The sequence below is a fragment of the Geodermatophilus sp. SYSU D01045 genome, from assembly GCF_054050295.1.
Window position 1 is genome coordinate 68,674 of record NZ_JBJGZB010000013.1, and the last position, 20,563, is coordinate 89,236.

24 protein-coding genes are annotated in these 20,563 nt (G+C 74.6%); 7 read left to right on the forward strand and 17 right to left on the reverse strand.

Features of this window, described 5'->3' with window-relative positions; all coding sequences use genetic code 11:
• Positions 1-38: 38 nt before the first annotated feature.
• From ACI798_RS12565 to ACI798_RS12645, 17 genes are all read right to left on the reverse strand, one after another.
• Entirely contained in the window at positions 39-1,280 is a 1,242-nt protein-coding gene (locus ACI798_RS12565) for a flagellar hook protein FlgE (RefSeq protein ID WP_456942776.1), read from the reverse strand.
• Between the two features lie 31 nt (positions 1,281-1,311).
• Complete coding sequence (locus tag ACI798_RS12570) at positions 1,312-1,731, reverse strand: flagellar hook capping FlgD N-terminal domain-containing protein (RefSeq protein WP_456942775.1); 420 nt, start codon at positions 1,729-1,731, stop codon at positions 1,312-1,314.
• A gap of 12 nt (positions 1,732-1,743) precedes the next feature.
• Positions 1,744-3,066, reverse strand: coding sequence for a flagellar hook-length control protein FliK (locus tag ACI798_RS12575; RefSeq protein ID WP_457048048.1), 1,323 nt, complete (start codon positions 3,064-3,066; stop codon positions 1,744-1,746).
• Positions 3,063-4,046: a transglycosylase SLT domain-containing protein gene (locus ACI798_RS12580; protein ID WP_457048049.1), complete on the reverse strand. Its 984-nt coding sequence runs from the start codon at positions 4,044-4,046 to the stop codon at positions 3,063-3,065. Before ACI798_RS12580 ends, ACI798_RS12575 begins: the two co-directional genes overlap by 4 nt.
• Positions 4,034-4,495: a flagellar export protein FliJ gene (locus tag ACI798_RS12585; RefSeq protein WP_457048050.1), complete on the reverse strand. Its 462-nt coding sequence runs from the start codon at positions 4,493-4,495 to the stop codon at positions 4,034-4,036. The genes ACI798_RS12580 and ACI798_RS12585 overlap by 13 nt, the downstream gene beginning before the upstream one ends.
• Position 4,496: 1 nt before the next feature.
• Positions 4,497-5,804, reverse strand: coding sequence for a FliI/YscN family ATPase (locus tag ACI798_RS12590; protein WP_456942771.1), 1,308 nt, complete (start codon positions 5,802-5,804; stop codon positions 4,497-4,499).
• Positions 5,801-6,577: a FliH/SctL family protein gene (locus ACI798_RS12595; protein WP_457048051.1), complete on the reverse strand. Its 777-nt coding sequence runs from the start codon at positions 6,575-6,577 to the stop codon at positions 5,801-5,803. The genes ACI798_RS12590 and ACI798_RS12595 overlap by 4 nt, the downstream gene beginning before the upstream one ends.
• A 175-nt stretch (positions 6,578-6,752) precedes the next feature.
• Positions 6,753-7,832 carry a flagellar motor switch protein FliG gene (fliG, locus tag ACI798_RS12600; RefSeq protein ID WP_456942769.1) on the reverse strand — a complete coding sequence of 360 codons (1,080 nt, stop codon included), beginning with the start codon at positions 7,830-7,832 and terminating at the stop codon, positions 6,753-6,755.
• 73 nt (positions 7,833-7,905) lie between these two features.
• On the reverse strand, positions 7,906-9,504 hold the full coding sequence (gene fliF, locus ACI798_RS12605; protein WP_456942768.1) for a flagellar basal-body MS-ring/collar protein FliF: 1,599 nt from the start codon (positions 9,502-9,504) through the stop codon (positions 7,906-7,908).
• Positions 9,504-9,830: a flagellar hook-basal body complex protein FliE gene (gene fliE / locus ACI798_RS12610; protein ID WP_456942767.1), complete on the reverse strand. Its 327-nt coding sequence runs from the start codon at positions 9,828-9,830 to the stop codon at positions 9,504-9,506. Before fliE ends, fliF begins: the two co-directional genes overlap by 1 nt.
• Positions 9,831-9,832: 2 nt before the next feature.
• Positions 9,833-10,231, reverse strand: a complete 399-nt coding sequence (gene flgC, locus ACI798_RS12615; protein ID WP_457048052.1) for a flagellar basal body rod protein FlgC — start codon at positions 10,229-10,231, stop codon at positions 9,833-9,835.
• Between the two features lies 1 nt (position 10,232).
• Positions 10,233-10,583 carry a flagellar basal body rod protein FlgB gene (locus ACI798_RS12620; RefSeq protein ID WP_456926415.1) on the reverse strand — a complete coding sequence of 117 codons (351 nt, stop codon included), beginning with the start codon at positions 10,581-10,583 and terminating at the stop codon, positions 10,233-10,235.
• A gap of 353 nt (positions 10,584-10,936) precedes the next feature.
• A complete protein-coding gene (locus tag ACI798_RS12625) occupies positions 10,937-11,281 on the reverse strand; it encodes a hypothetical protein (RefSeq protein WP_457048053.1) in 345 nt (114 codons plus the stop codon).
• Entirely contained in the window at positions 11,278-11,661 is a 384-nt protein-coding gene (fliS, locus tag ACI798_RS12630; protein ID WP_456942764.1) for a flagellar export chaperone FliS, read from the reverse strand. Before fliS ends, ACI798_RS12625 begins: the two co-directional genes overlap by 4 nt.
• A 52-nt stretch (positions 11,662-11,713) precedes the next feature.
• A complete protein-coding gene (gene fliD / locus ACI798_RS12635; protein ID WP_456942763.1) occupies positions 11,714-13,024 on the reverse strand; it encodes a flagellar filament capping protein FliD in 1,311 nt (436 codons plus the stop codon).
• A 134-nt stretch (positions 13,025-13,158) separates the two neighbouring features.
• Positions 13,159-13,956: a flagellin N-terminal helical domain-containing protein gene (locus tag ACI798_RS12640; protein WP_456942762.1), complete on the reverse strand. Its 798-nt coding sequence runs from the start codon at positions 13,954-13,956 to the stop codon at positions 13,159-13,161.
• A gap of 129 nt (positions 13,957-14,085) precedes the next feature.
• Entirely contained in the window at positions 14,086-15,015 is a 930-nt protein-coding gene (locus ACI798_RS12645; protein ID WP_456942761.1) for a sigma-70 family RNA polymerase sigma factor, read from the reverse strand.
• Between the two features lie 160 nt (positions 15,016-15,175).
• On the opposite strand from ACI798_RS12645, the gene ACI798_RS12650 reads away from it, so the two are divergent.
• The 7 genes from ACI798_RS12650 (at position 15,176) to ACI798_RS12680 (ending at position 20,556) form a co-directional block, all read left to right on the forward strand.
• Positions 15,176-15,670, forward strand: a complete 495-nt coding sequence (locus ACI798_RS12650; protein ID WP_456936949.1) for a flagellar protein FlgN — start codon at positions 15,176-15,178, stop codon at positions 15,668-15,670.
• Complete coding sequence (gene flgK, locus ACI798_RS12655; RefSeq protein WP_457048054.1) at positions 15,667-17,085, forward strand: flagellar hook-associated protein FlgK; 1,419 nt, start codon at positions 15,667-15,669, stop codon at positions 17,083-17,085. The genes ACI798_RS12650 and flgK overlap by 4 nt, the downstream gene beginning before the upstream one ends.
• Before the next feature lie 5 nt (positions 17,086-17,090).
• On the forward strand, positions 17,091-17,984 hold the full coding sequence (gene flgL, locus ACI798_RS12660) for a flagellar hook-associated protein FlgL (protein ID WP_456942759.1): 894 nt from the start codon (positions 17,091-17,093) through the stop codon (positions 17,982-17,984).
• Positions 17,981-18,385, forward strand: coding sequence for a flagellar assembly protein FliW (fliW, locus tag ACI798_RS12665; RefSeq protein ID WP_457048055.1), 405 nt, complete (start codon positions 17,981-17,983; stop codon positions 18,383-18,385). Before flgL ends, fliW begins: the two co-directional genes overlap by 4 nt.
• A gap of 86 nt (positions 18,386-18,471) precedes the next feature.
• On the forward strand, positions 18,472-18,780 hold the full coding sequence (gene csrA, locus ACI798_RS12670; RefSeq protein ID WP_456942757.1) for a carbon storage regulator CsrA: 309 nt from the start codon (positions 18,472-18,474) through the stop codon (positions 18,778-18,780).
• A gap of 215 nt (positions 18,781-18,995) precedes the next feature.
• Entirely contained in the window at positions 18,996-19,400 is a 405-nt protein-coding gene (locus ACI798_RS12675) for a hypothetical protein (protein WP_456942756.1), read from the forward strand.
• Between the two features lie 49 nt (positions 19,401-19,449).
• The gene (locus ACI798_RS12680) at positions 19,450-20,556 is read left to right on the forward strand and encodes a flagellar biosynthesis protein FliA (RefSeq protein WP_456942755.1); all 1,107 of its coding nucleotides are present in this window, start codon (positions 19,450-19,452) and stop codon (positions 20,554-20,556) included.
• Positions 20,557-20,563 lie beyond the last annotated feature (7 nt).

Below are 20,563 nucleotides of genomic sequence, written 5' to 3' on the forward strand. Positions count from 1 at the left end.
CCGCGCCGAGCGGAGCGAGGTGTGGGGGCGAGGGGTCCTCAACGCTTGAGGTTGACCAGGTCCTGCAGGATCTCGTCGGAGCTGGTGATCACCCGGCTGTTCGCCTGGAAGCCGCGCTGGGCGACGATCAGGCCGGTGAACTCCTCGGCGAGGTCGACGTTCGACATCTCCAGCGCGCCGGCGGTCAGCGAGCCGCGCCCGCCGGTGCCGGCCTCGCCGATGACGGCCTGGCCGGAGTTGTCGCCCACCCGGTAGCTGGAGTTGCCGGCCTTGGACAGGCCGCCGGGGTTGGCGAAGGTGGCCAGCGCCAGCTTGCCGATCGGCTCGCGCAGGCTGTTGGAGTAGACGCCCATGATCGTGCCGTCGTTGCTCAGCGAGATCGACTGCAGCGTGCCCATGGCGTTGCCGTCGACGCCGCTCGGGGTCAGCGCCGTCTTGCCGCCGAACTCGGTCATGCCGGTGAGGTCGACCGGGATGGTGCCCGGCCAGTTGGCGCCGGTGACGCCGAGGGTGAAGGTGCTGCCACCGGAGGGCCGGCCGGTGGCCGGGTCGAAGGTGAGCGTCTGCGCCGCGCCGATCGGGGTGCCGTTCTCGCCGGCGGCCACCGACCAGGTGTTGGTGCCGGTCTTGGTAAACGTCAGCGCGATCTGGTGCGCGGTGCCGATCGAGTCGTAGGCGGTGATCTGCGTCTGCACCTGGGTGGCCGCGACCGGCGGGGTGGCCAGCGGGTCGGCCGCCACGGACGCCGTCGACAGGTTGCCGGCCAGCGCGCCCGTCGTCGTCGCGGTCGGGGACATGACCTGGCCGAACGGGATGGTCAGCGGGCCGATCGGGCCGTTGGCGTTGACGGTGCCGTCCGCGCCGGCCGTCCAGCCCTGCAGCTGGGCGCCGTCGGGGGTGACGAGGTTGCCGGCGCCGTCGTAGTCGAAGGACCCGGCGCGGGTGAACAGGTTCTCGTTGCCGGCGCGGGTCACGAAGAAGCCGTCGCCGCTGATCATGAAGTCGGTGGCGCGGCCGGTGTTCTGGGTGGAGCCCTGGCCGAAGTTGGTGGTGACGCCGGCGACCCGGACGCCGAGGCCGACCTGGGCGGGGTTGGTGCCGCCGGTCTCCGCCGTCGGCGCGGAGCCGTTGCGGATGACCTGGGACAGGGTGTCCTCGAAGACGGTCTGGCTGCTCTTGAAGCCGACGGTGTTGACGTTGGCGATGTTGTTGCCGGTCACGTCGAGCTTGGTCTGGTGCGCGCGCAGGCCGGAGATGGCCGAGAACATCGAACGGAGCACGGGGAGGTCCTCTCAGGAGGGAGAGCGGGGGTCAGGCGGGGAGGGAGATCTCGCTGAGGCGGCCGAGGGGCACCTCGGTGCCCCCGACGACGGCGGTCGGCTCGTCCCCGCCGAAGCGGACCGAGGACACCGTCCCGGTCTGCGTGGTGCCGTCCTCGGCGGTCCAGCTGACGCTGTGGCCGACCAGCGCGCCGGCCGAGAGCGAGCGCTGCAGGGCCAGCAGCTCGGCGTTCTGCGCGGCGATCTCCTCGAGCTTCTCGACCTGGGTGAACGTCGCCGTCTGCGACATGAACTCGGTCGTGCTCGTCGGGCTGTTCGGGTCCTGGTAGCGCATCTGCGCGACCAGCAGCTGCAGGAACGTGTCCTTGCCCATCTGGTCGCTGCGGTCGACCGCGGTGGTGGCCGTGTACGTGGCCGGGCTGCCGCCCACGCCGCCCACGGGCTCGGTCATCGTCGGCTCCTCTCAGGCCCGGACGTCGAGGACGCTCGACGCGGGGTGGTCGGCGGCGGCAGCCGGGCGGCTCCCGTCGGGGGCGGTGGTGCGCAGCCACGGCCGGCTGCGGTCGTCGGCGGCGCCGCGGCCCTGGGCATGCCCCTGCGCCGACCCGCGGCCGTGCTCGCCCGCCTGCTGCCAGCCGGCCTGCGCCTGTGACGAGCCGGAGCCCGCCGGGTCGCGGTCCACCTGCACCCGCGAGCAGGTCAGACCCGAGGTCTCCAGGTCGCGGCGCAGGTCGGGCAGCGCGTCGAGGAGCGCGGCGCGGCCGGCGTCGGAGGCGCCGCGCAGGCTCAGCTCGACCGTGCCGTGGTGGACGGTCACCCGGACCTCGACCGGGCCGAGCGTCTCGGGGGTGAGCACCAGCGTCATGGTGTGCGTGCCGTCGGGGCCGGCGGCCAGCGTGGCGACGGTGGGGGCGACCTGGGCGGCCACCGGCGGCTGGGGCACGTCGGGCCGGGCCGGGGCCCCGGCCGGGGCCGCCGCGGTGGGAGCCGGTGCCGGGGCGGGCACCGGGACCGCCGACGGCAGGGTCCCGCCGGAGGTGCCGGGGTCGCGCTCCTGCGCACCGGGGTCCGCGGCAGCAGGGGGGACCGGTGCGGCGGCCGGCGCCTCGGCGGGGACGGGCACGGCGGCCACGGAGGGGACCGGCGCCGGCCGCGGGTCCGCCGCGACGACGACGATCCCCGCGGGCAGCGCTGCCGCTCCGGGAGCCGTGGGCGCAGCGGTCGCGGAGGCCGGGACGGCGGTGCCGGGCAGTGCGGCGGGCGCAGCGGTCGCGCCGGCCGGCACGCCGGCGTCGGCGGGGACCGGTGCCGGGACGGTCCGGGGGAGACCGGCGGCGACGCCCGGAACCGCGACGGCCCCGGCCGGGACGGCGCCGTGCGCGGCGGCCGAGCCGGGAGCGGTGCTGCCGGAGGTGGCCGGGCCGGGTGCGCCGCCGCCGGGGACGGCGGTGCCGAGGGCGAGGGCCAGCGCCCAGCCGGCCGGGAGCGCGCCGGGCGGGACCGCGGTGTCGCCCGCGGGCCGCCCGTCGGCGGGGGCGGCGTCCTCGAGGCCGTCGGCGGTGGTGCCGGGGTCGCTGTGGCGCCCGACGGCGTGGCCGGGCCGGTCGCCGTCGCGGCCGACGCCGCGGTCGGCACGGGGGCGCCCGGCGACGGCATCGTCGAGGGCGTCGTCGAGGGCGTCGTCGAGGGCGGACGCGAACCCGGCGGCCGAGCCGGGGTCGGAGCCGCCGGCCGGGGAGGCCGGGGCGGGCGCGGCCGCGGCGGCGGTCAGGACGGGAGCTGTCACGAGTAGGCCTCCGCGGCGCTGGTGACCCTGCGGACGTAGGACTGGGTCTCGCCGTACGGCGGGACGCCGCCGTAGCGGGCGACCGTGCCGGGACCGGCGTTGTAGGCGGCCAGCGCCAGGTCGGTCGAGCCGAACCGGTCGGTGAGCTGGCGCAGGTAGCGGGCGGCGCCGTCGATCGACGACGCCGGGTCGGTGGCGTCGACGCCGAGGCCCCGGGCGGTGGCCGGCATGAACTGCATGAGGCCGGTGGCGCCCGCCGACGAGACGGCGGAGGAGTCGAAGCCGGACTCGACCTCCGCCACCGCGGCGAGCAGCGCCGGGTCGACGCCGTGCCGCGCCCCGGCGGCGGTGAACAGGTCGGCGTAGGGGACGCCCGCCAGGCCGGCGCCGGGAGAGGTCACCGGCGCTGACGCGGCGGCGGAGGCGGGCAGCACCCGGCGGATGACGGTCGGGGTGCCGACGTCCTGCACGCGGACGACGTCGCCCTCCTGCGGCGCGGCGATCATCTTCCCGTCGCCGACGTAGATGCCGACATGGTCGATGCCCGGGCGCGACGGGGAGTTGTCGAAGAACACGAGGTCGCCGGGCCGGGCCTCGGCCAGGCTCGCGACCGGCGTGCCCGCGGTGGCCTGCTGGGAGCTGGTGCGGGGCAGGTCGATGCCCAGGTCGGCGAAGACCCGCTGCACCAGGCCGGAGCAGTCCAGGCCGACCGAGGGGTCGGTGCCGCCCCAGGCGTAGGGCACGCCGAGATAGCGCTGCGCCGCGGCGACCGCCTGCCCCTCCGGGCCGCTGCCGGCGGCCGCCGTCGCGCTGGACGCCGTCGCGCTGGACGCCGTCGTGCCCGCGGTGCCGGTGAGCCCGGCGGCGGACGCCGCGCCGGCCCAGGCGGCCGACGTCGAGGTGGCCGACGCCGAGGCGAAGGTGAGGATCCGGTTCTGGATCTCGGCGATGCGGCTGTGCACCGCGGTCAGTCCCTCCACGGCTCCTCCTCTTCTGCCTCGGGTCCGGTCCGGGCGTGCCGGGCGGTGACCAGGTCGTCGACCGCGCGCTCCTCGGCGCCGAGCTCGGCGGTCCGCAGCGCGAGGAGGTGCCGCTCGCGCAGCTTCTCCAGCGCCTTCGTCTGCTGGGCGGCGGCGGTCCACCGCGCGCGCAGCAGCCCGGCCTGCTCGGCCGAGGCCTGCGCCGTCGCCCGTGCAGCTGTCACATCGGCAGCCGCGGCGGCCGATGCGACCATCGCGGCGACGAAGACGTGCGCGGGCGCGGACGCGGGCGGGACCCGGGCGGCCAGCGCGGCGGCCTGCGCCTCGGCGCGGCGCTCCGCCTCGCGGGCCGCGGCGGCGGCCTCGGCGGCGGCCCGCTCGGCGGCCTGCTCGGCGGCGCGGCGGACCCGCAGCACCGGCTCGAGGCGGAAGGCGGCCGGCCGGGCCACCTCAGCCCGCCGTCACGAGCCGGTGCAGCATCGCCCAGGCGTCGTCGGGGGAGGTGGTGTCCTCCAGCGGCTGGCGCAGGAAGGCGTCGATGGCGGGGGAGAGCGCGCGGGCGCGGTCGACCAGCGGGTCGCTGCCGGCCTGGTAGGCGCCGATCTCCACCAGCTCCTTGACGTCGCGCAGCGCGCCCATCAGCCGCCGCATCTCGCGGGCGTCGGCCATCCGCGCGGGCGCGGTGACCGCGCCGGCGACCCGGGAGATCGACTCCAGGACGTCGACGGCGGGGAAGTGGCCGGTGGTGGCCAGCTTCCGGGTGAGCACGACGTGCCCGTCGAGGATCGAGCGGGCGGTGTCGGCGATCGGCTCGTTGTGGTCGTCGCCCTCGACGAGCACGGTGTACAGGCCGGTGATCGAGCCGGTCGCGCCCGGTCCGGCCTTCTCCAGCAGCCGCGGCATCATCGCGAAGACGCTCGGCGGGTAGCCGCGGGTGGCCGGGGGCTCGCCGGCGGACAGGCCGACCTCGCGCTGGGCCATCGCGGTGCGGGTGATCGAGTCCATGAGCAGCAGCACGTCGCGGCCCTGGTCGCGGAAGCCCTCGGCGATGCGGGTGGCCACGAACGCGGCCTTGAGCCGCACCAGCGGCGGCTCGTCGGAGGTGGCGACGACGACGACCGTGCGCGCCATGCCCTCCGCCCCGAGGTTCTCCTCGAGGAACTCCTTCACCTCGCGGCCGCGCTCGCCGATCAGCCCGATGACCCGGACGTCGGCCTCGGTGCCGCGGGTGATCTGCGCGAGCAGCGTGGACTTGCCGACGCCGGAGCCGGCGAAGATGCCCAGCCGCTGGCCCTTGCCGACCGGCACGAGGGTGTCCAGCGCGCGGACGCCGACCGGCAGCGGCTCCTCCACCCGGCGGCGGGACAGCGCGTGCGGCGTCTCGCTGGCCAGGTCGACCCAGTCGACGCCGGGGCCGAGCGGGCCGTGCCCGTCGACCGGGCGGCCCAGGCCGTCGAGCACCCGGCCGAGCAGCGCCTCGCCGACCGGCACCTGCAGCGGCATGCCGGTGTTCCGGACCGGCGCGCCGGCGTGCACGCCGCCGAGCTCGCCCAGCGGCATGCAGGTGAGTCGGTCCCGGGAGACGGCGACCACCTCGGCCATGAGCCCCCGCGGGCCCGGGCCGACCTCGACGAGGTCCCCGACGGCGGCGACGACGCCCTCGACGGTGAGGGTGAGCCCCATGGCGCCGACGACCGAGCCGGTGAGCTGCGGGCGGGCGGCCAGGCGGGCGCGCTGCAGCAGCGCGGCGGTGCTCACGACGACAGCACCGCCCGTACCCGCGCCAGCGCCGCCGACAGCTGGGCGTCGACCCGGCGCGGGCCGCACTCGGCGACCGCGCCGGCCCGCTCCACGGCGTCGTCGCCGACGACGGTGACCGACCGCGGCAGCGCGGCCAGGGCGGCCGGCGGGACCTCGGCGAGGTCGTCGGGGTGCAGCCGGACGACGGCGGGCGCGTCGGCGGGGACGAGGGTCAGCGCGCGGCGGATCGCGTCGACGCCGGCGGTGGTCGAGGCCGACAGCTCGCGGCCGAGCAGGTCCTCGACCAGCGTCAGGACGCCGTCGAGCACCGTGTCGCGGACGTCCTCGGCTGTGGGCACCGCGGCGGTCTCGAGGGCGACGACGGCGGCGCCGAGCGCAGCCGTGGCCGTGGCCATCCGGCGCTCCCAGCGGGCCTGCACGTCGGCCAGCCGGGCGGCCGCCTGTGCCTCGGCCTCCGCCACGACCCGGCCGGCCTCGGCCATGCCCTCGGCGTAGCCGGCGCCGTGCCCCTCGGCGCGGGCGAACTCGCGCAGCCGGGCGAGCTCCTCGGCGTAGACGTCGCCGAGCCGCAGCACGCCGCGGCCGTTGGGCACCGGGACGTCGGCGGCGCGGCGGACCGCCGACCGCCGCTCCACGACCACCTCGGGGGCGCCGTCCACGACGGGCAGCGTCAGGGGCCGGGTCAGCTGCTCGGTCGGCGGCGGGGCCTGCGGAGGGGTCGGCAGGAGGTCCAGGGGCCGGGTCAGCTGCTGGGTCGGCGGATGGGTCACCGCCTGCGGTGTCGGGCGCGGCTCCGGCACCGTCGTCCCCGGCACCTGCCGATAGGGGGCCGCCGCGCTGGCCGAGGCCCCGCGCAGCAGCACCGACTCCCGTGCCGTGCTCCGGTGGGCGGCCCCGTCCAGGGTCCCGACCCGAGCGTGCGAGGGACGGGGGGCACGGGGTCCTTCAGGCGACGAACTCATCGTCCCCACCGCGCGAGATGGTCAGGACGCCCTGCTCCTCGAGCGTGCGGATGACCGCGACGATCTTGCCCTGCGCCTCCTCGACCGTGCGGGCGCGGACCGGGCCGAGCAGCTCGATCTCCTCGGCGAGGTTCTCGGCGGCGCGCTCGGAGAGGTTCCGGACCACCTTGTCGCGGACGTCGGGGCGCACGCCCTTGAGCGCGGTGGCCAGGTCGTTGGCCTCGACCTCGCGCAGCACCAGCTGCATCGAGCGGTCGTCGATGGTGGTGATGTCCTCGAAGACGAACATCTGCGCGCGCACCTGCTCGGCCAGCTCCGGGTCGGAGGTGTCCAGCCACTCGAGGATCGAACGCTCGGTCGGCCGCGGCGAGCGGTTGATGATCTCCACGAGGGTCTCGACGCCGCCCACGGTGGACATGTCCTGGTGGGCGAGCAGCGACCCCATGCGGCGGCCGAGCTCCTCCTCCACCAGCCGGACCATCTCCGGGGAGGTGCGGTCCATCGTGGCGATCCGGTGGGCCACCTCGGCCTGCTGCTCCGGGGAGAAGCCCGAGAGCACCTCGGCCGACTGCGCGGCCGACAGGTGGGCCAGCACCAGGGCGATGACCTGCGGGTGCTCGTCCTTGAGGAAGGTGACCAGCTGGCGGACGTCGGCGTTGCGCAGCGAGGCGAACGGCACCTCGGTGTAGACGACGTTGAGCCGGGCGAGGATGCCCTCGGCCTTGTCCTCCCCGAGGCCGGCGGCCAGGATCTCGCGGGCGAAGTCGACGCCGCCGCGGCCCACGTACCGCTGCGCGGCCATCATCTGCGAGAACTCGGTGAGGACGCCGTCGACGTCGTCGGGCTCGACCGCGCCGAGCTTCATGATCTCGCGGGTGAGGGCCTCGACCTCGCGCGGGCGCAGCTTGGACAGCAGCAGCCCGGCCTCCTCCTTGCTCATCTGGGCGAGGAAGACGGCGGCCTTGCGCAGGCCGGGCATCTCGGGACGCGGGGGAGCCGGCGGCAGCGCGGGCAGGTTGGTCCCGCCCGCGCCCACCAGCTGCTCGACCGGTGCGAGCGTCACAGTTCCTCCTCGCCGGCGCTCGTCGGTACTGCGACGCGCGTCGCTCCGTCCATCAGTGATCTCGCGAGCTCGGTCACTTCACGTCACTCAGCCAGCCGCGCAGCATCTGCGCCACCTCGTCCGGACGTTCGCTGACCATCGTCGCGATCTCCCCCCGCACCCGCTGCCGCTCCGCGGCCTCCAGTTCCAGCGCCCGGTTGTCCAGGACGGCGGTGTCGTCCCGCGAGCTGGACACCCGCAGCCGCTCGAGCTCGGCGATCAGGCCCTCGTCGAGCTCCAGCGGCTCGTCGTCCTCGTCGTCCTCGTCGTCGCCACGGCGGCGCGAGCGCAGCCACACGACGAGGACCAGCAGCGCGATGCCGAGGGCGATGCCGCCGTTCTTGACCAGCGACCACATCTGCGCCTGCTGCTCGGCCTCGCGGGCCGCGGTCATCTCCGCGGCGGCGGCGTCGGCGGCGGTGGTGTCGAAGGCGAGCGAGGCGACGCTGATGTCGTCGCCGCGCGCCGTGTCCAGGCCGACGGCGTTGCCGATGAGGTCCTGCACCTGGGCCTGGTTGAGGTTGCCGGCCACCGTGTCGTTGAGGACCACCGCGACGGTGAGCCGGTTGACCTCCCCGGGCGCGGTGACGGTGTTGGTGACCGTCTGGTCCACGGAGTTGTTCGCCGTCGTCGACTCGGTCGAGTAGGTGGAGGTGCCGCCGCCGGTGCCGTTCGCGGCGTCGGCGGTGTTCTCGGGGCCGAGCACGCCGCCGACGGCCGTGCCGTCGCCGGTGTACTGCTCGGTCGAGGTCTGCTCGGAGACCGGCGGGGTGCCCTCGGTGTAGCCGTAGGTCGTCGCGGTGCTGTCGCTCTGCGACATGTCCAGGTCGGCGCGCACGGCGACGCGGGCGTTGCCGGGGCCGAGGACGGTGTCGAGGATGGCCTGGGCGTTGGACGCCAGGCGGCCCTCGTAGTCGGTCTCCATCTGCGAGCGGGCGTCGCCGGAGGCGGCGCTCACACCCTGGCCGGCGGCCGAGAGCAGCTGGCCGGTCGAGTCGGAGACGGTGACCTGCGCCGGGTCCATGCCCTCGACGCTGGAGGAGACCAGGTTGGTGATCGACTGGATCTGCTCGCCGGAGAGCTCGGTGCCCGGCGCGAGGTCTAGGAGCACCGAGGCGGTCGGCTCGCCCTCGTCGGAGGCGAAGACCTCGTCCTCGGGCAGCGCGACGTGGACCACCGCGGTCTGCACGCCGTCGAGCGCCTCCAGGGTGTTGGCCAGCTCGCCCTCGATGGCGCGCTGGTACTGCACCTGCTGCTGGAACTCACTGGTGGTGATGCCCTGCTCGTCGAGCAGCGCGTACCCGGTGTCCGAGCCGGCCGGCAGGCCCTTGCCGCTCATCTGCAGCCGCAGGTCGTAGACCTGCTCGTTGGGCACGAGGATGGTGCCGCCGCCGTCGGAGAGCTCGTAGGAGACGCCGGCGGCGTTGAGCTCGTCGACGATCGCCGAGGCGTCGGTCGAGGCCAGGTTGGAGAACAGCGGCGCCATGGTCGGCGTCGTGATCCAGCGGTAGAAGAAGAAGCCGCCCAGAGCCAGCCCGACGACCAGCAGGCCGATGACGACCTTCTGGCCCAGGCTGATGGTGGCGAGCGTGCTCCGCAGCTTCGCCAGCGGCCCAGCGAGTGCGGCAGGCATCAGACGGGCATCCTCATGATCTCGGTGAAGGCCTCGACCGCCTTGTTCTTGATGGTCACGACCATCTCGGTGGCCACGGAGGCCTCCTGCGCGGCGATCATGTAGTCGTGCACGTCACGCAGGTCGCCGGTGGCGCCCTGGACGGCGAGGGCGTCCTTGGCCGACTGCAGGCTGCCCAGCCGGTCGAGCGCGCCGGTCAGCGCGGCCGCGAAGCCCTCGCCCGACGTGGAGGCCGCCGGGGCCGCGGCCGCCGTGCCCGCGGTCCCGCCGAGGGCACCGATCGTCGGGATGCCGGGCAGCGAGATGCCGTCGATGGGGGAGCTCACGGTCAGCCCTTCCCGAACTGGAGGGCGGCCTGGTAGGCGGTGGTCGCCCGGTCCAGGGACGCCAGGTTCGCCTGGTAGCCGCGCTGGGCCATGATCAGCTGGGTCATCTGGTCGCCGAGATCGATGTCCGGGTACCGGACGTAGCCCTCGGCGTCGGCCAGCGGGTGGTCGGGCTCGTACACGAGCCGGCCCTCGCCGCTGCCGAACTCGGCCCGGGCGATGCGCACGCCACCCTCGCCGGAGCCGTAGTCCACGGCCTGCGCGACGACCATGCGCTCCCGGAACGCCTCGCCGTCGGTCGAGCTGACCGTGTTGATGTTGGAGATGTTGTCCGAGACGGCGTCCATCCAGCGACGGTGGACGGAGAGTCCGGACCCGGAGATGTCGAGGCTGTCGAACACGTCAGGACGTCCTCAGGGCCGTGCGCAGACCGCTGTACTTGCCGTCGAGCGCGGTGAGCGCGAACTGGTAGCGCAGGCCGGTCTCGGTGGCGATGACCGTCTCGCTGTCGAGGTTGACGTTGTTGCCGTCCTCGCGGGTCGGCTCGAACGAGCGCGCGATCGAGCCGCCGGAGACCGTGGGCGTCCTGCCCTGGCGCAGCTCGGTGCGCAGCGAGGACTCGAAGTCGGTGCGGCCGGCGAGGAAGCCCGGGGTCTGGACGTTGGCGATGTTGTCCGCCGTCACGCGCTGGCGCTGGGCCAGACCGCTCAGCGCCGCGTGCAGCGTCGTCATCGTGACGTCGCTGATCGTCATCGGGTGGACCGCCGGCGGGCAGGACGGCAGGACACGACTGGCCTCCGGGTACGTCGGGGGACCCCGGCGCGCGAGCGCAGGGGAGGGGCCGCCGATCCGTGGCGAGAGTGGTGCTGTCCGTGCAGGACCGTTCTCGGCAGCGGTCCGTCACACCTTGACCACGTTCCGTGACTCGCGTGACGGGTGTGACGGATGGCAAGGACGGGCCGGGTGCGCACTCACGGGGCCGGTGGCGCCTCCCGAGCCGCCATCCGCGTGCAGGAGGCGGTCCCGGCCCGGGGACGACGACGGCCGGGCCCGCCGTGAGGCGGACCCGGCCGGGTCGGGACGTTGTGGAGTCGTGCCAGTCGGGGTCAGAGCGCCCTGTCGATGAAGGCGGCCACCGGGCGGGGCCGGTAGGCCATCCGCGCGGCGACGTCGCGCTGGCGCTGGGACTGGGTGATCCGCTCGACGAGCTCCTCGGCGACGGCGAGCTGGTGCTGCAGCAACCGGGCGGCCCGCTCGCGCAGGTCGGTCGGCACCGGGCCCAGCACGGTCGGCGGGGTCCAGTCCTCCATGCGCCGGCCCCAGGCGGCGATCTCCTCGGCGCGGTTGCCGCGGATGGCCCGCTCGGCGTCGAGGACCTCGACCTCCATCTCCTCGAGGACGCTGGCCCACTCCGCGCGGCGCTGCGCGTCCGCGGAGTGCGCCGGGGTCATGCGGTGCCCGCCAGGCCGGCGGCGGCCTGGCGCCAGGCGTCCCGCAGCGGCTCGACGACCTGCAGGCACGAGCGCACCCGGTTGGCGTCCTGCTTGACGATCGCCTGGTTGAGCTCGGCGATCAGCCAGTTGTAGAGCGCGGCGAGGCGGGGGCCGCCCTCCCAGGCGTCGACCCGCAGGCTGCCGAGCAGCTCGAAGACGATGTCCTGGGCGTGGCGCACCTGCTCGCGCGCGTCGGCGCGCCGGCCCTCGGCCAGCGCCGTCCGGGCGCGCTCGAGGTCCAGGGCCAGGCGGTCGTAGAGCATCACCAGCACCTGCTGCGGCGAGGCGGTGCTCACGGCGTCGCCGAGGTAGCGGGAGCGGAGGGAGGCGGCGGTCATCGGGGGAGCTCCTGGATCGGGGACGGGGGAGCGGGGATCAGGAGAGATCGGGTCAGGCCAGGCTGGAGAGCTGGCCGGCCAGCCAGGACGACTGCGACTTCAGCGAGCTGAGGGCGGTCTCCATGGCGGTGAACTGCCTGGTCAGGGTCTCCTTGCGGGCCGCCAGGCGCAGGTCCCAGTCGGCGATCCGCACCTGGATGTCCTTCGCGAGGTCGTCCCGACCCCTGGCGAGCAGGGTGAGCGTTCCGGTGGTCGCATCCGTGGTCCGCTTGGCCAGTTCCTGCATGCGAGTCGCCACGCCCGGGGCGCCCGTGGCCGTGCCGGCGAACGCGGTCCTGGTCGTGGCCGGGTCGGCCTGCAGCGCGCCCAGGAACGTGTCCTTGCTGAACTGGACCTTCCCGTCACGGGTGAGCTGGATGCCGTAGGTGCCGGGGGAGCCGAGACCCGCGACGACGTCGGAGACCGCCCTGAGGACCTGGCCGGTGAGCTGGCGCAGGCTGCTGTCGCCCGCCAGCGCGGCGGCGGAGTCCTTCCCGTTGGCCGACTGGGTGGCGATCTCGGAGAGCGCGGCGTTGACAGCGTCCACGAACGCCTGCACCTTCGCGGCGACGGCATCGGGGTCGGCGCTGACGTCCACGGTGACCTGGGCGGCGTCCTCGCGGGTGACCGTGACGGTCCCGCCGGGGACCACGCCGGTGAAGGTGTTCGTGGCAGAGGTGATCTCGAGGCCGCCGCTGTCCCCGAGGGCGATCTTCGCGTCCTTGCCCTGGCGCAGCTCGGTGAAGCCGCTGCCGAGGGAGAACTCGCCGGCCGCGCCGGTGCTCCTGGCGCTGACCTGCAGCTTGTACTGGCCGGGGGAGACCTGCAGCACGGTCGCCTGCAGCCCGAAGCTGCTGGCGTTGATGGCGGCTGCGGTGTCGTCGAGCGAGCCGGTGCCGACGGTGATGGTGCCCTTGACCGTCGTGCCGTCGGGGCCGTAGACGGTGAGGCCCGAGTAGACACCGGCCGTCGTGGTCGACGGCTGCGCCGTGGAGCCGACGACGGCGTGCGCGGCGGCGACCGACTTGACGGTGAAGGTGATCGAGCCGGTCTGCGGCGTGCCGGTGACGGCCACGGCGACGGCACTGCTCGAGCTGGTCGCCTTGGCGGCGGTCCAGGTGGCGTCCTTGCCCAGGGCCTCCGCGGCGGTGCGCACCGCGTCGACCTTGGTGTTGATCTTGCGGTAGGCCTCGGCCGCCTTCTGCGTCTCGGTCAGCCGGGTCTTGAGCCGTGTCTGAGCGGTTCCCTCGGCGGCCACGAGCTGGGCGATGAGGCTCGTGGTGTCGAGACCCGAGATCAGGCCGTCGACGCTCAGGCTCGCCATCGCTCGCCTCCAGGGGACGGGTCCGGTGGGACGGGTGTGGTTCGGTCCAGGTGTGCAGTGAGGGGGGAGGCGTACGCCTCCCCCCTCACCGGGTGGTGCTGGTCCTGCTGCCTGTCAGGCGCTCAGGCCCCGCGTCAGCGGAGGAGCTGCAGGACGCCCTGCGAGCTCTGGTTCGCCTGCGCCAGCATCGCGGTGCCGGCCTGCGACAGGATCTGCGAGCGGGTGAAGGACACCATCTCCTGGGCCATGTCGGTGTCGCGGATGCGGCTCTCCGACGCGGTCAGGTTCTCGACGGCGACGTTCACGTTGTTGAGGGTGTGCTCGAACCGGTTCTGGATCGCACCGAGCTCCGCACGCTGGGTCGAGACCTCGGTGATCGCGGCCTGCAGCGTGTTGCTGTTGGCGATGTCGATCGCAGCCATCGCCGTCCCCGCCGTGAAGTCCGCGGCTGCGGTGGTGGAGATGGCGATGACGTCACCGTTGTCGAAGCCGACCTGGAAGGTCTTGGCGGCGCCGTTGAACACCAGGTTGCCGTTGAACTTGGTGTTGTCCTGGATGCGGCCGATCTCGGTCTCCAGGGCGTCGAACTCCGCCTGCAGGGCAGCCTTCGACTGGGTGCTCTGCGTGCCGTTGTTGTACTGCACGGAGAGGTCGTTCATCCGCTGGAGCATGGAGTGGACCTCGGTCAGCGCACCCTCAGCGGTCTGGGCGAGGGAGACGCCGTCCTGGGCGTTGCGGGCACCGACCTTCAGGCCACCGATCTGGGCGCGCAGCCCCTCGGAGATGGCCAGGCCGGCCGCGTCGTCGGCAGCCCGGTTGATGCGCAGGCCGCTGGACAGCTTCTCCAGCGACTTGCCCATCGCCGTGTCGGTGGACGACAGGTTCCGGTAGGCGTTGAACGCGGCGATGTTGTTGTTGACGCGCAGACCCATGGTGTTCCTCCTTGGAATGGGGTCTTCCTGGTTCCCGCTGCATCCGTGCTGCGGGCCTTGCAGGTGGTGTTACGGCTGGGGCCGGCCGGCTCTTGAGGCGAATCCGCGACTTTTTCCGGCCGGTCTCACTCAGGCGGGGCGGGCGGTTCCGTAGGCCGCCTGCCAGCCGGTCCGCGGGCGGGGGATCGGCGGCACGGCACGGTCCGCCGGGACGCGGCCGGCCACCCGGTCGACGTAGAGCCGCTGCTGGTTGCGCGCCCGGACCCCGCCGTCGGCGGGCACCGTCCGGCCCTCCCAGACCTCGCTCATCGCCGCGTGCAGCAGGGTCAGCGCGCGGGCGCGCATCTGCGAGACGCGGGAGAGCGTGACGCCGAGGTCGGCGGCGATGTCGGTGAGCGACTCCCCGCCGAAGAAGTTGCGCTCCACGACCTCGTCGAGCCGGTCGGGCAGCGCGCGGATGGCGTCCTGCAGGTAGCGGGCACGCTCGCCGCGCAGCACCGCCCGCTCGGGGGACTCGCCGGGGTCGGGCAGGTCCAGCGTGCCGCCCTCCGCGCCGGTCTCGGCGTCGATGCTCACCATGACGGCGCGGTGGACGTCGACCTGCAGCGCGTCGAGGTCCTCGCGGCGCACGCCGAGGGCCGCGGCGAGCTCCTCGCGCGTCGGCGGCCGGCCCAGCCGGATGGTCAGCGCGTCGGACGCGGCGTCGGTGCGGCGGGCGGCGGCCCGGACCGAGCGGCTGGCCCAGTCGCCCGAGCGCAGCTCGTCGAGGACGGCGCCCTGCAGGCGGGGGAGGGCGTAGGTGGCGAACGTCGCGCCGGCCGACGGGTCGAACCGGCGGGCCACCTCGACCAGCGCCACCTTCGCGCAGGACAGGAGGTCCTCCCGGCTGACGTGGCCGGGCAGCGAGATGCGCGAGGCCACCGCGTTGACCGCGAACGAGCACAGGGGCAGGTGCTCGGTGACGAGCGCCTCGACCTCCGACGCCGGACGCACGGCGTCGGGCGCGGCGGCGGTCTGCTGCGGGGGAGCGGTGCGCGCGGTGGCCGTGCGGTCGGTCACCGGGGAGCGGGCTGCTGGCACGGTCCCTCTCTCGGCAGGGACCGCACCGTCCCGGACGCACAACTCCTGCCAATCCCGGGAACTCGGCTTGAGGGCCGCTTGCCCGCTGCCGACCGTCTGTCCGCGAAGGCGGGGACACCGCCGGGAGACGAGGGAGGCGGTGGCGGACGTGGACTTCCAGCACCTGTCGACGCTGCTGTGGCGCGAGCAGGAGCTGCTCGACCTGCTGCTGTTCAAGGCGGAGGAGAAGCAGTACCTGATCCTGTCCGGCAAGACCCGCTGGCTGGCCCGGATCGCCCACGAGATCGAGGTCGTCCTCGACCAGCTGCGCGTCCTCGAGGTCGAGCGGGCCGCCGCCACCGAGGCGATCGCCGTCCGGCTGGGCACCGGGGTCAACCCGTCGCTGCGCCAGCTGGCCGAGGCCGCGCCCGCGCCGTGGAACGACCTGCTGGCCAAGCACCACGAGGCCCTGCTCGTCCTCGTCACCGACCTGCGCAGCCTCTCCGACGCCAACCGCGAGCTCATCGAGGGCGGCCTGTCCGCGATCGGCGACGCGCTGCTGTCGGTCCGCCACCCCACGGCCGGCACCTACGGCGCCACCGGCCGCTCCGAGCACGGGTCCTCCCGCGCGGTCACCCTGGACGGAGCCCTGTGAGCACCTTCTCCGGCCTCAACACGGCGTCGACGGCGCTGTGGGCCGCCCAGCGCGGCCTCGACGTCACCGGCCAGAACATCGCCAACGTCAACACCGCCGGCTACTCCCGCCAGCGCGTGGACCAGACCGCCATGGGCGGCACCGCCGTCCCGGCGATCCACTCGGTCAGCACCGGCGTGGACGGCGGCGTCGACTCCGACAGGGTCCGCCGCGTCCGCGACGCCTTCCTCGAGGCCCGCGCGCAGCTCGAGACCTCGGCGAGCGCGCAGCTCACCGCGGAGGCCGACGCGCTCTCGCAGATCGAGGACGCGTTCCGCGAGCCCGGCGACACCGGCCTGCAGAGCATGCTGTCCGACGTCTGGGCCGGCTTCTCCGACCTGGCCGACAGCCCCCTCACCCTCGCCTCGCGCAGCCAGGTGCTCGAGCGGCTCGACGTCCTCGCCGACGGCATCCGCACCACCCGCGCCGCGCTGGACCAGCAGTGGGGGCAGACCCGCGACGGCCTGCAGGCCCTGGTCGCCGACGTGAACACCGCGGCCGCCTCGGTCGCCGAGCTCAACGGCGCCATCCGGCAGGCCACCCTGTCCGGCCTGCCGGTCAACGAGCTGTCCGACCGGCGCGACGCGCTGGTCCTGCAGCTGTCGCAGAGCATCGGCGCCACCGCCGTGCCGCGGGCCGACGGCGTCGTCGACGTGACCGTCGGCGGCACCAGCCTGGTCGCCGGCAGCACCGCCACCGCCGTCCGGCTGGCCGGCTCGGACAACGCCGATGGCGTCGGCGCCGACGCGCCGCGGCTGGAGACCCGGCCCGGCGGCTCGACGCTGCGCGTGGGCGGCACCGCGGCCGGCCGGCTCACCGCCCTGACGCAGACGGTCCCGGCCTACCGCACGCAGCTCGACGGGTTCGCCCGCTCGGTCGCGGCGACGTTCAACGCCGCGCACACCGGCGGGTACGACCTGACCGGGGCGCCCGGGCAGGCGCTGTTCGACACCGGCGGGTCCGGCACCGTGGTCACCGCCGCCAACCTCACCCTGCGCCCGCTCACCCCGCAGCAGGTCGCCGCGGCGACGACGCCGCCGTCTGGTGCCGGCAACGCGCCGTCGGCCGACGGCGACAACGCCGACGCCTTCTTCCAGCTGAGCCTGGACCCCGCCGGCCTGGACGCGGCCTACCGCAAGCTCGTGGTGGCCCTGGGCGTCGAGTCCTCCGTGGCCACGCGCAACGCCGAGGTCCAGTCCGTGGTGTCCGCGCAGGTCGACGCCGCCCGGGAGTCGACCTCCGGCGTCAACCTCGACGAGGAGATGACCAACATGCTGTCGTTCCAGCACGCCTACAGCGCCGCCGCGCGGATGGTGAGCGCGATCGACGAGGCGCTGGACACCCTCATCAACCGCACCGGCGTCGTGGGCCGGTGACCGGGATGCGCATCACGCAGCGGGCCGTCGCGCAGACCGCCCTGCAGGGCCTCAACCGCAACCTCGCCGACCTGGGCAAGCTGCAGGAGCAGCTCACCTCCGGCAAGGTCGTCAGCCGGCCCTCGGACTCGCCGACCGCCGTCAACCGGTCCCTGCAGATCCGCAAGGACCAGGCCGCGACCGAGCAGTACGCGCGGGGCATCTCCGACGCGCAGAGCTGGATGGAGATCACCGACACGGCCCTGACGTCCGTGATCACGCAGGTGCGCCGGGTCCGGGACCTCACCGTGCAGGCGACCAACGGCACGATGACGGAGAGCAGCCGCACCGCGATCGCCACCGAGGTGGCCGCGCTCCGGGAGAGCCTGCTCGGCCTGGCGAACGAGAACGTCGACGGGCGCCCGGTCTTCGGCGGCGTCACCAGCGGCAAGCAGGCGTACCGGGACGACGGCACCTGGGTCGGAGTGGGCAGCGCCGACGGGACCGGCGTCGTCCCCATCACGCGGCGGATCTCCAACGACGAGCGCGTCCGCATCGACGTCACCGGCGTCGAGGCCTTCGGCCCGCCCGGGAGCGACCTGTTCGCCGTCGTGGGGAAGATCGCCACCGACGTCCGGGCCGGGGCCTCGGTCCAGGACGACCTCGCCGCCCTCGACGCGGCGACGGACCGGCTGCTCACCGCGCTCTCGACGATCGGTGCCCGCGCCGCCCGCATCGACAACGCCGCGCAGGTCAACTCCGACCGGTCGCTGGCGCTGCAGAAACAGCTCGCCAACGTCGAGGACGTCGACCTGCCGAAGACGATCATGCAGCTGCAGTTCCAGCAGACCGGCTACCAGGCCGCGCTGCAGGCGACCGCCCAGGTCATCCAGCCCTCGCTCGCGGACTTCCTGCGGTGACCCTCGCGCCGGTCGTCACCCTGCCACTGCTGGGCATGGTGTCCCCGCTGCCCGGCTTCCCCGACTTCCGCGACTACGTGCTCGTCACGGCCGACGGGGACGGGTTGCTGTTCTGGCTGCAGTCCCTGGACGCCGACGGTCCGCGGTTCCTGGCCGTCCCCCCGGCCCGGTGGTTCCCGGACTACGCGCCCGTGCTGCCGGCCCCGGTGCTGGCCGACCTGGACCTCGCGGACCCGGCCGACGCCTCGCTGTTCTGCCTGGTCACCGTGCCGGCCGAGGGCCCGGCGGCGGCGACGGTGAACCTGCGCGCCCCCGTCGTGCTCAACCCGGCGAACTGGCGGGCCACCCAGGTCGTGCTCCCCGACGGCAGTCATCCGATCCGGCGTCCCCTGCGCCGATAGAGGAGGGGAGCGGGTCCGCCCGCTCGACCCCCGCGCCCGGGCGGGGATGCCAGGAGGCCGTCACACACACCCATGGAGGGGTACCCGTGCTCACACTGACCCGCAGCGTCGGCGAGACCATCCGCATCGGCGACGACATCGAGGTGCACGTCGTCGAGGTCCGCGGCGGCACCGTCCGGCTCGGCTTCAAGGCCCCGCGCGAGGTGACCATCCACCGCGAGGAGGTCTACCGGCAGATCGCCGAGGCCAACCTGCTCGCCGCGCAGGTCACCGCGGACACGCTCGGCGCGCTCGCGGCCTTCGCGCCGCAGGCCGCCGGCTCCGCCGCCTCCGCCCCGGCAGCTCCCACCCGGGTCGGGGAGCGGCCCGCCCCGCCGGAGTCGCCGGCGCGCTGACGACACGCCACCGACGGCGGGTCCGCGGCTCGGCAACAGTCGCCGATGCGCGGGCCCGCCGGACCGGCCACGACACCGGGACGGGCAAGACCTGACGAAGGTCGGCCCGCAGATTGCACAGGGCACGGCGAGTTGTGTGCCGGTCACTGTCCGCTCATGCGCCAGAGTTGCCCCCGAGCACGACACAGGGGGCGATGAGGATGCAGCACAGCGTGATGGCAGGGACCCAGCAGGCCGACGAGACCGTCGTCGTCCACGTCCAGCTGCGGCCGCGCCGCGGGTCCACCCGGCGCTGCCTGGCCGAGCTGACCGCGCTCGCCGCCGCGCACCCGTCGGTCGCCTTCTCGGTCAGCGGGCTCGGCAAGGACGACCGCGTCGTCCGCGTCACCGTCGGCGTGGAGCTCGGCCCCCGCGAGGCGATCGCCCGCTTCTCGCCGCAGGCGCAGGCCGCCTACGCCTTCGTCAGCGACCTGTTCACGGTCCTGTACGACCACATGCCGGTGTACGCCGCCGAGCCCTCCGCCGCCGAGCGCGCCGCCGCCGAGGTCCTCCTCCGGGCCGACGACGCCGACCTCGAGGCCCCCGCCGGCGCGTTCCCCCTCGAGGGCGTCCCCGCCTGACGCCCCACCCCTCGCCGACGCCTTCCCCGCGATCGACCAGGAGCCCCCGGTGACCAGCACCTCCCAGACCGCCGTCCCCGCCGCCGACCAGCCGGCCGACGCCGGCACCCGCGCGCCGCTCGTCTTCGGCGGCGTCCCCGAGGCCGAGGGCTTCGCGCGGGTCCCGATCACCGCCCGCGACCGGGTGCACTTCCGGGTCGACCGCGACCTGCCGCTGGCCGCGTTCCGCGCCGACCTGCCCGACGGCGTCACGGTCAGCCACGACGAGGGCGAGGGGCTCTACCGCGTCGACGGCCCGTGCGGCCAGGGCCAGGTGCTCGCCGACTGGATCCGCGCCTGGTGCGCGGCCCGCGACGTCGCCACCGTGGGCCTGCGCGCCGAGGCCGGCGTCCGCCGCCGGGCGCCGCGCGACCTGCCGCCGGCCTTCCTCGAGGACCTGTGCCGGCACTACCAGCCGGTCAGCCTCAAGCGGCTGCAGCGCAACACGAGCACCCTGCGGCTCCACGTGCCGGATCCGGACGACCTGCACCAGCAGGTCGCCGAGTGGATCCTCAAGGCGGTCGGCCAGTACGACGAGACCAAGGGCGTCCCGTTCGGCGCCTTCCTCGCCACCCAGCTGTCCAAGTGGGTGCACGACCTGGGCCGCAACGCACACGGTCGCACCGCCGCCGACACCGAGAACCGGCAGCAGAAGGCGATCGCCGCCTTCCAGGCCGAGCACAACCGCCGGCCCACCGAGCGGGAGCTCGCCGCCTACATGGGGCAGAGCGTGGCCACGCTGCGGCGCAACTCGCAGACGGTGGCCACCCTCAACGGCCTGCGCAACCTGCAGTCCCTCGACGGCGGCCCGGACGCAGCCGAGGTGCTGCTGCCCGACTCCAGCGAGGCGCCCGACCAGATCATGGACGAGGCGGAGCAGACGCTGCTGTCGCACGCGCTGACCGCGGCCTGCGCCCCCGACCCGACGGCCGCGCGCGGTCAGCGGGCCGCGCAGCCGAACGTCCTGGGCTGGGCCACCTGGTACCTGACCACCTGGGGCGGGCAGACCAAGACCCAGGTGTCGGCGGACCTCGGGACCTCGGTGCGCAACATGAACGTGCACGCCGACCGCGTCGAGCGGGCCCTCAAGGACCGGCTCGCCGAGCTGTCCGAGTGACGCGCGG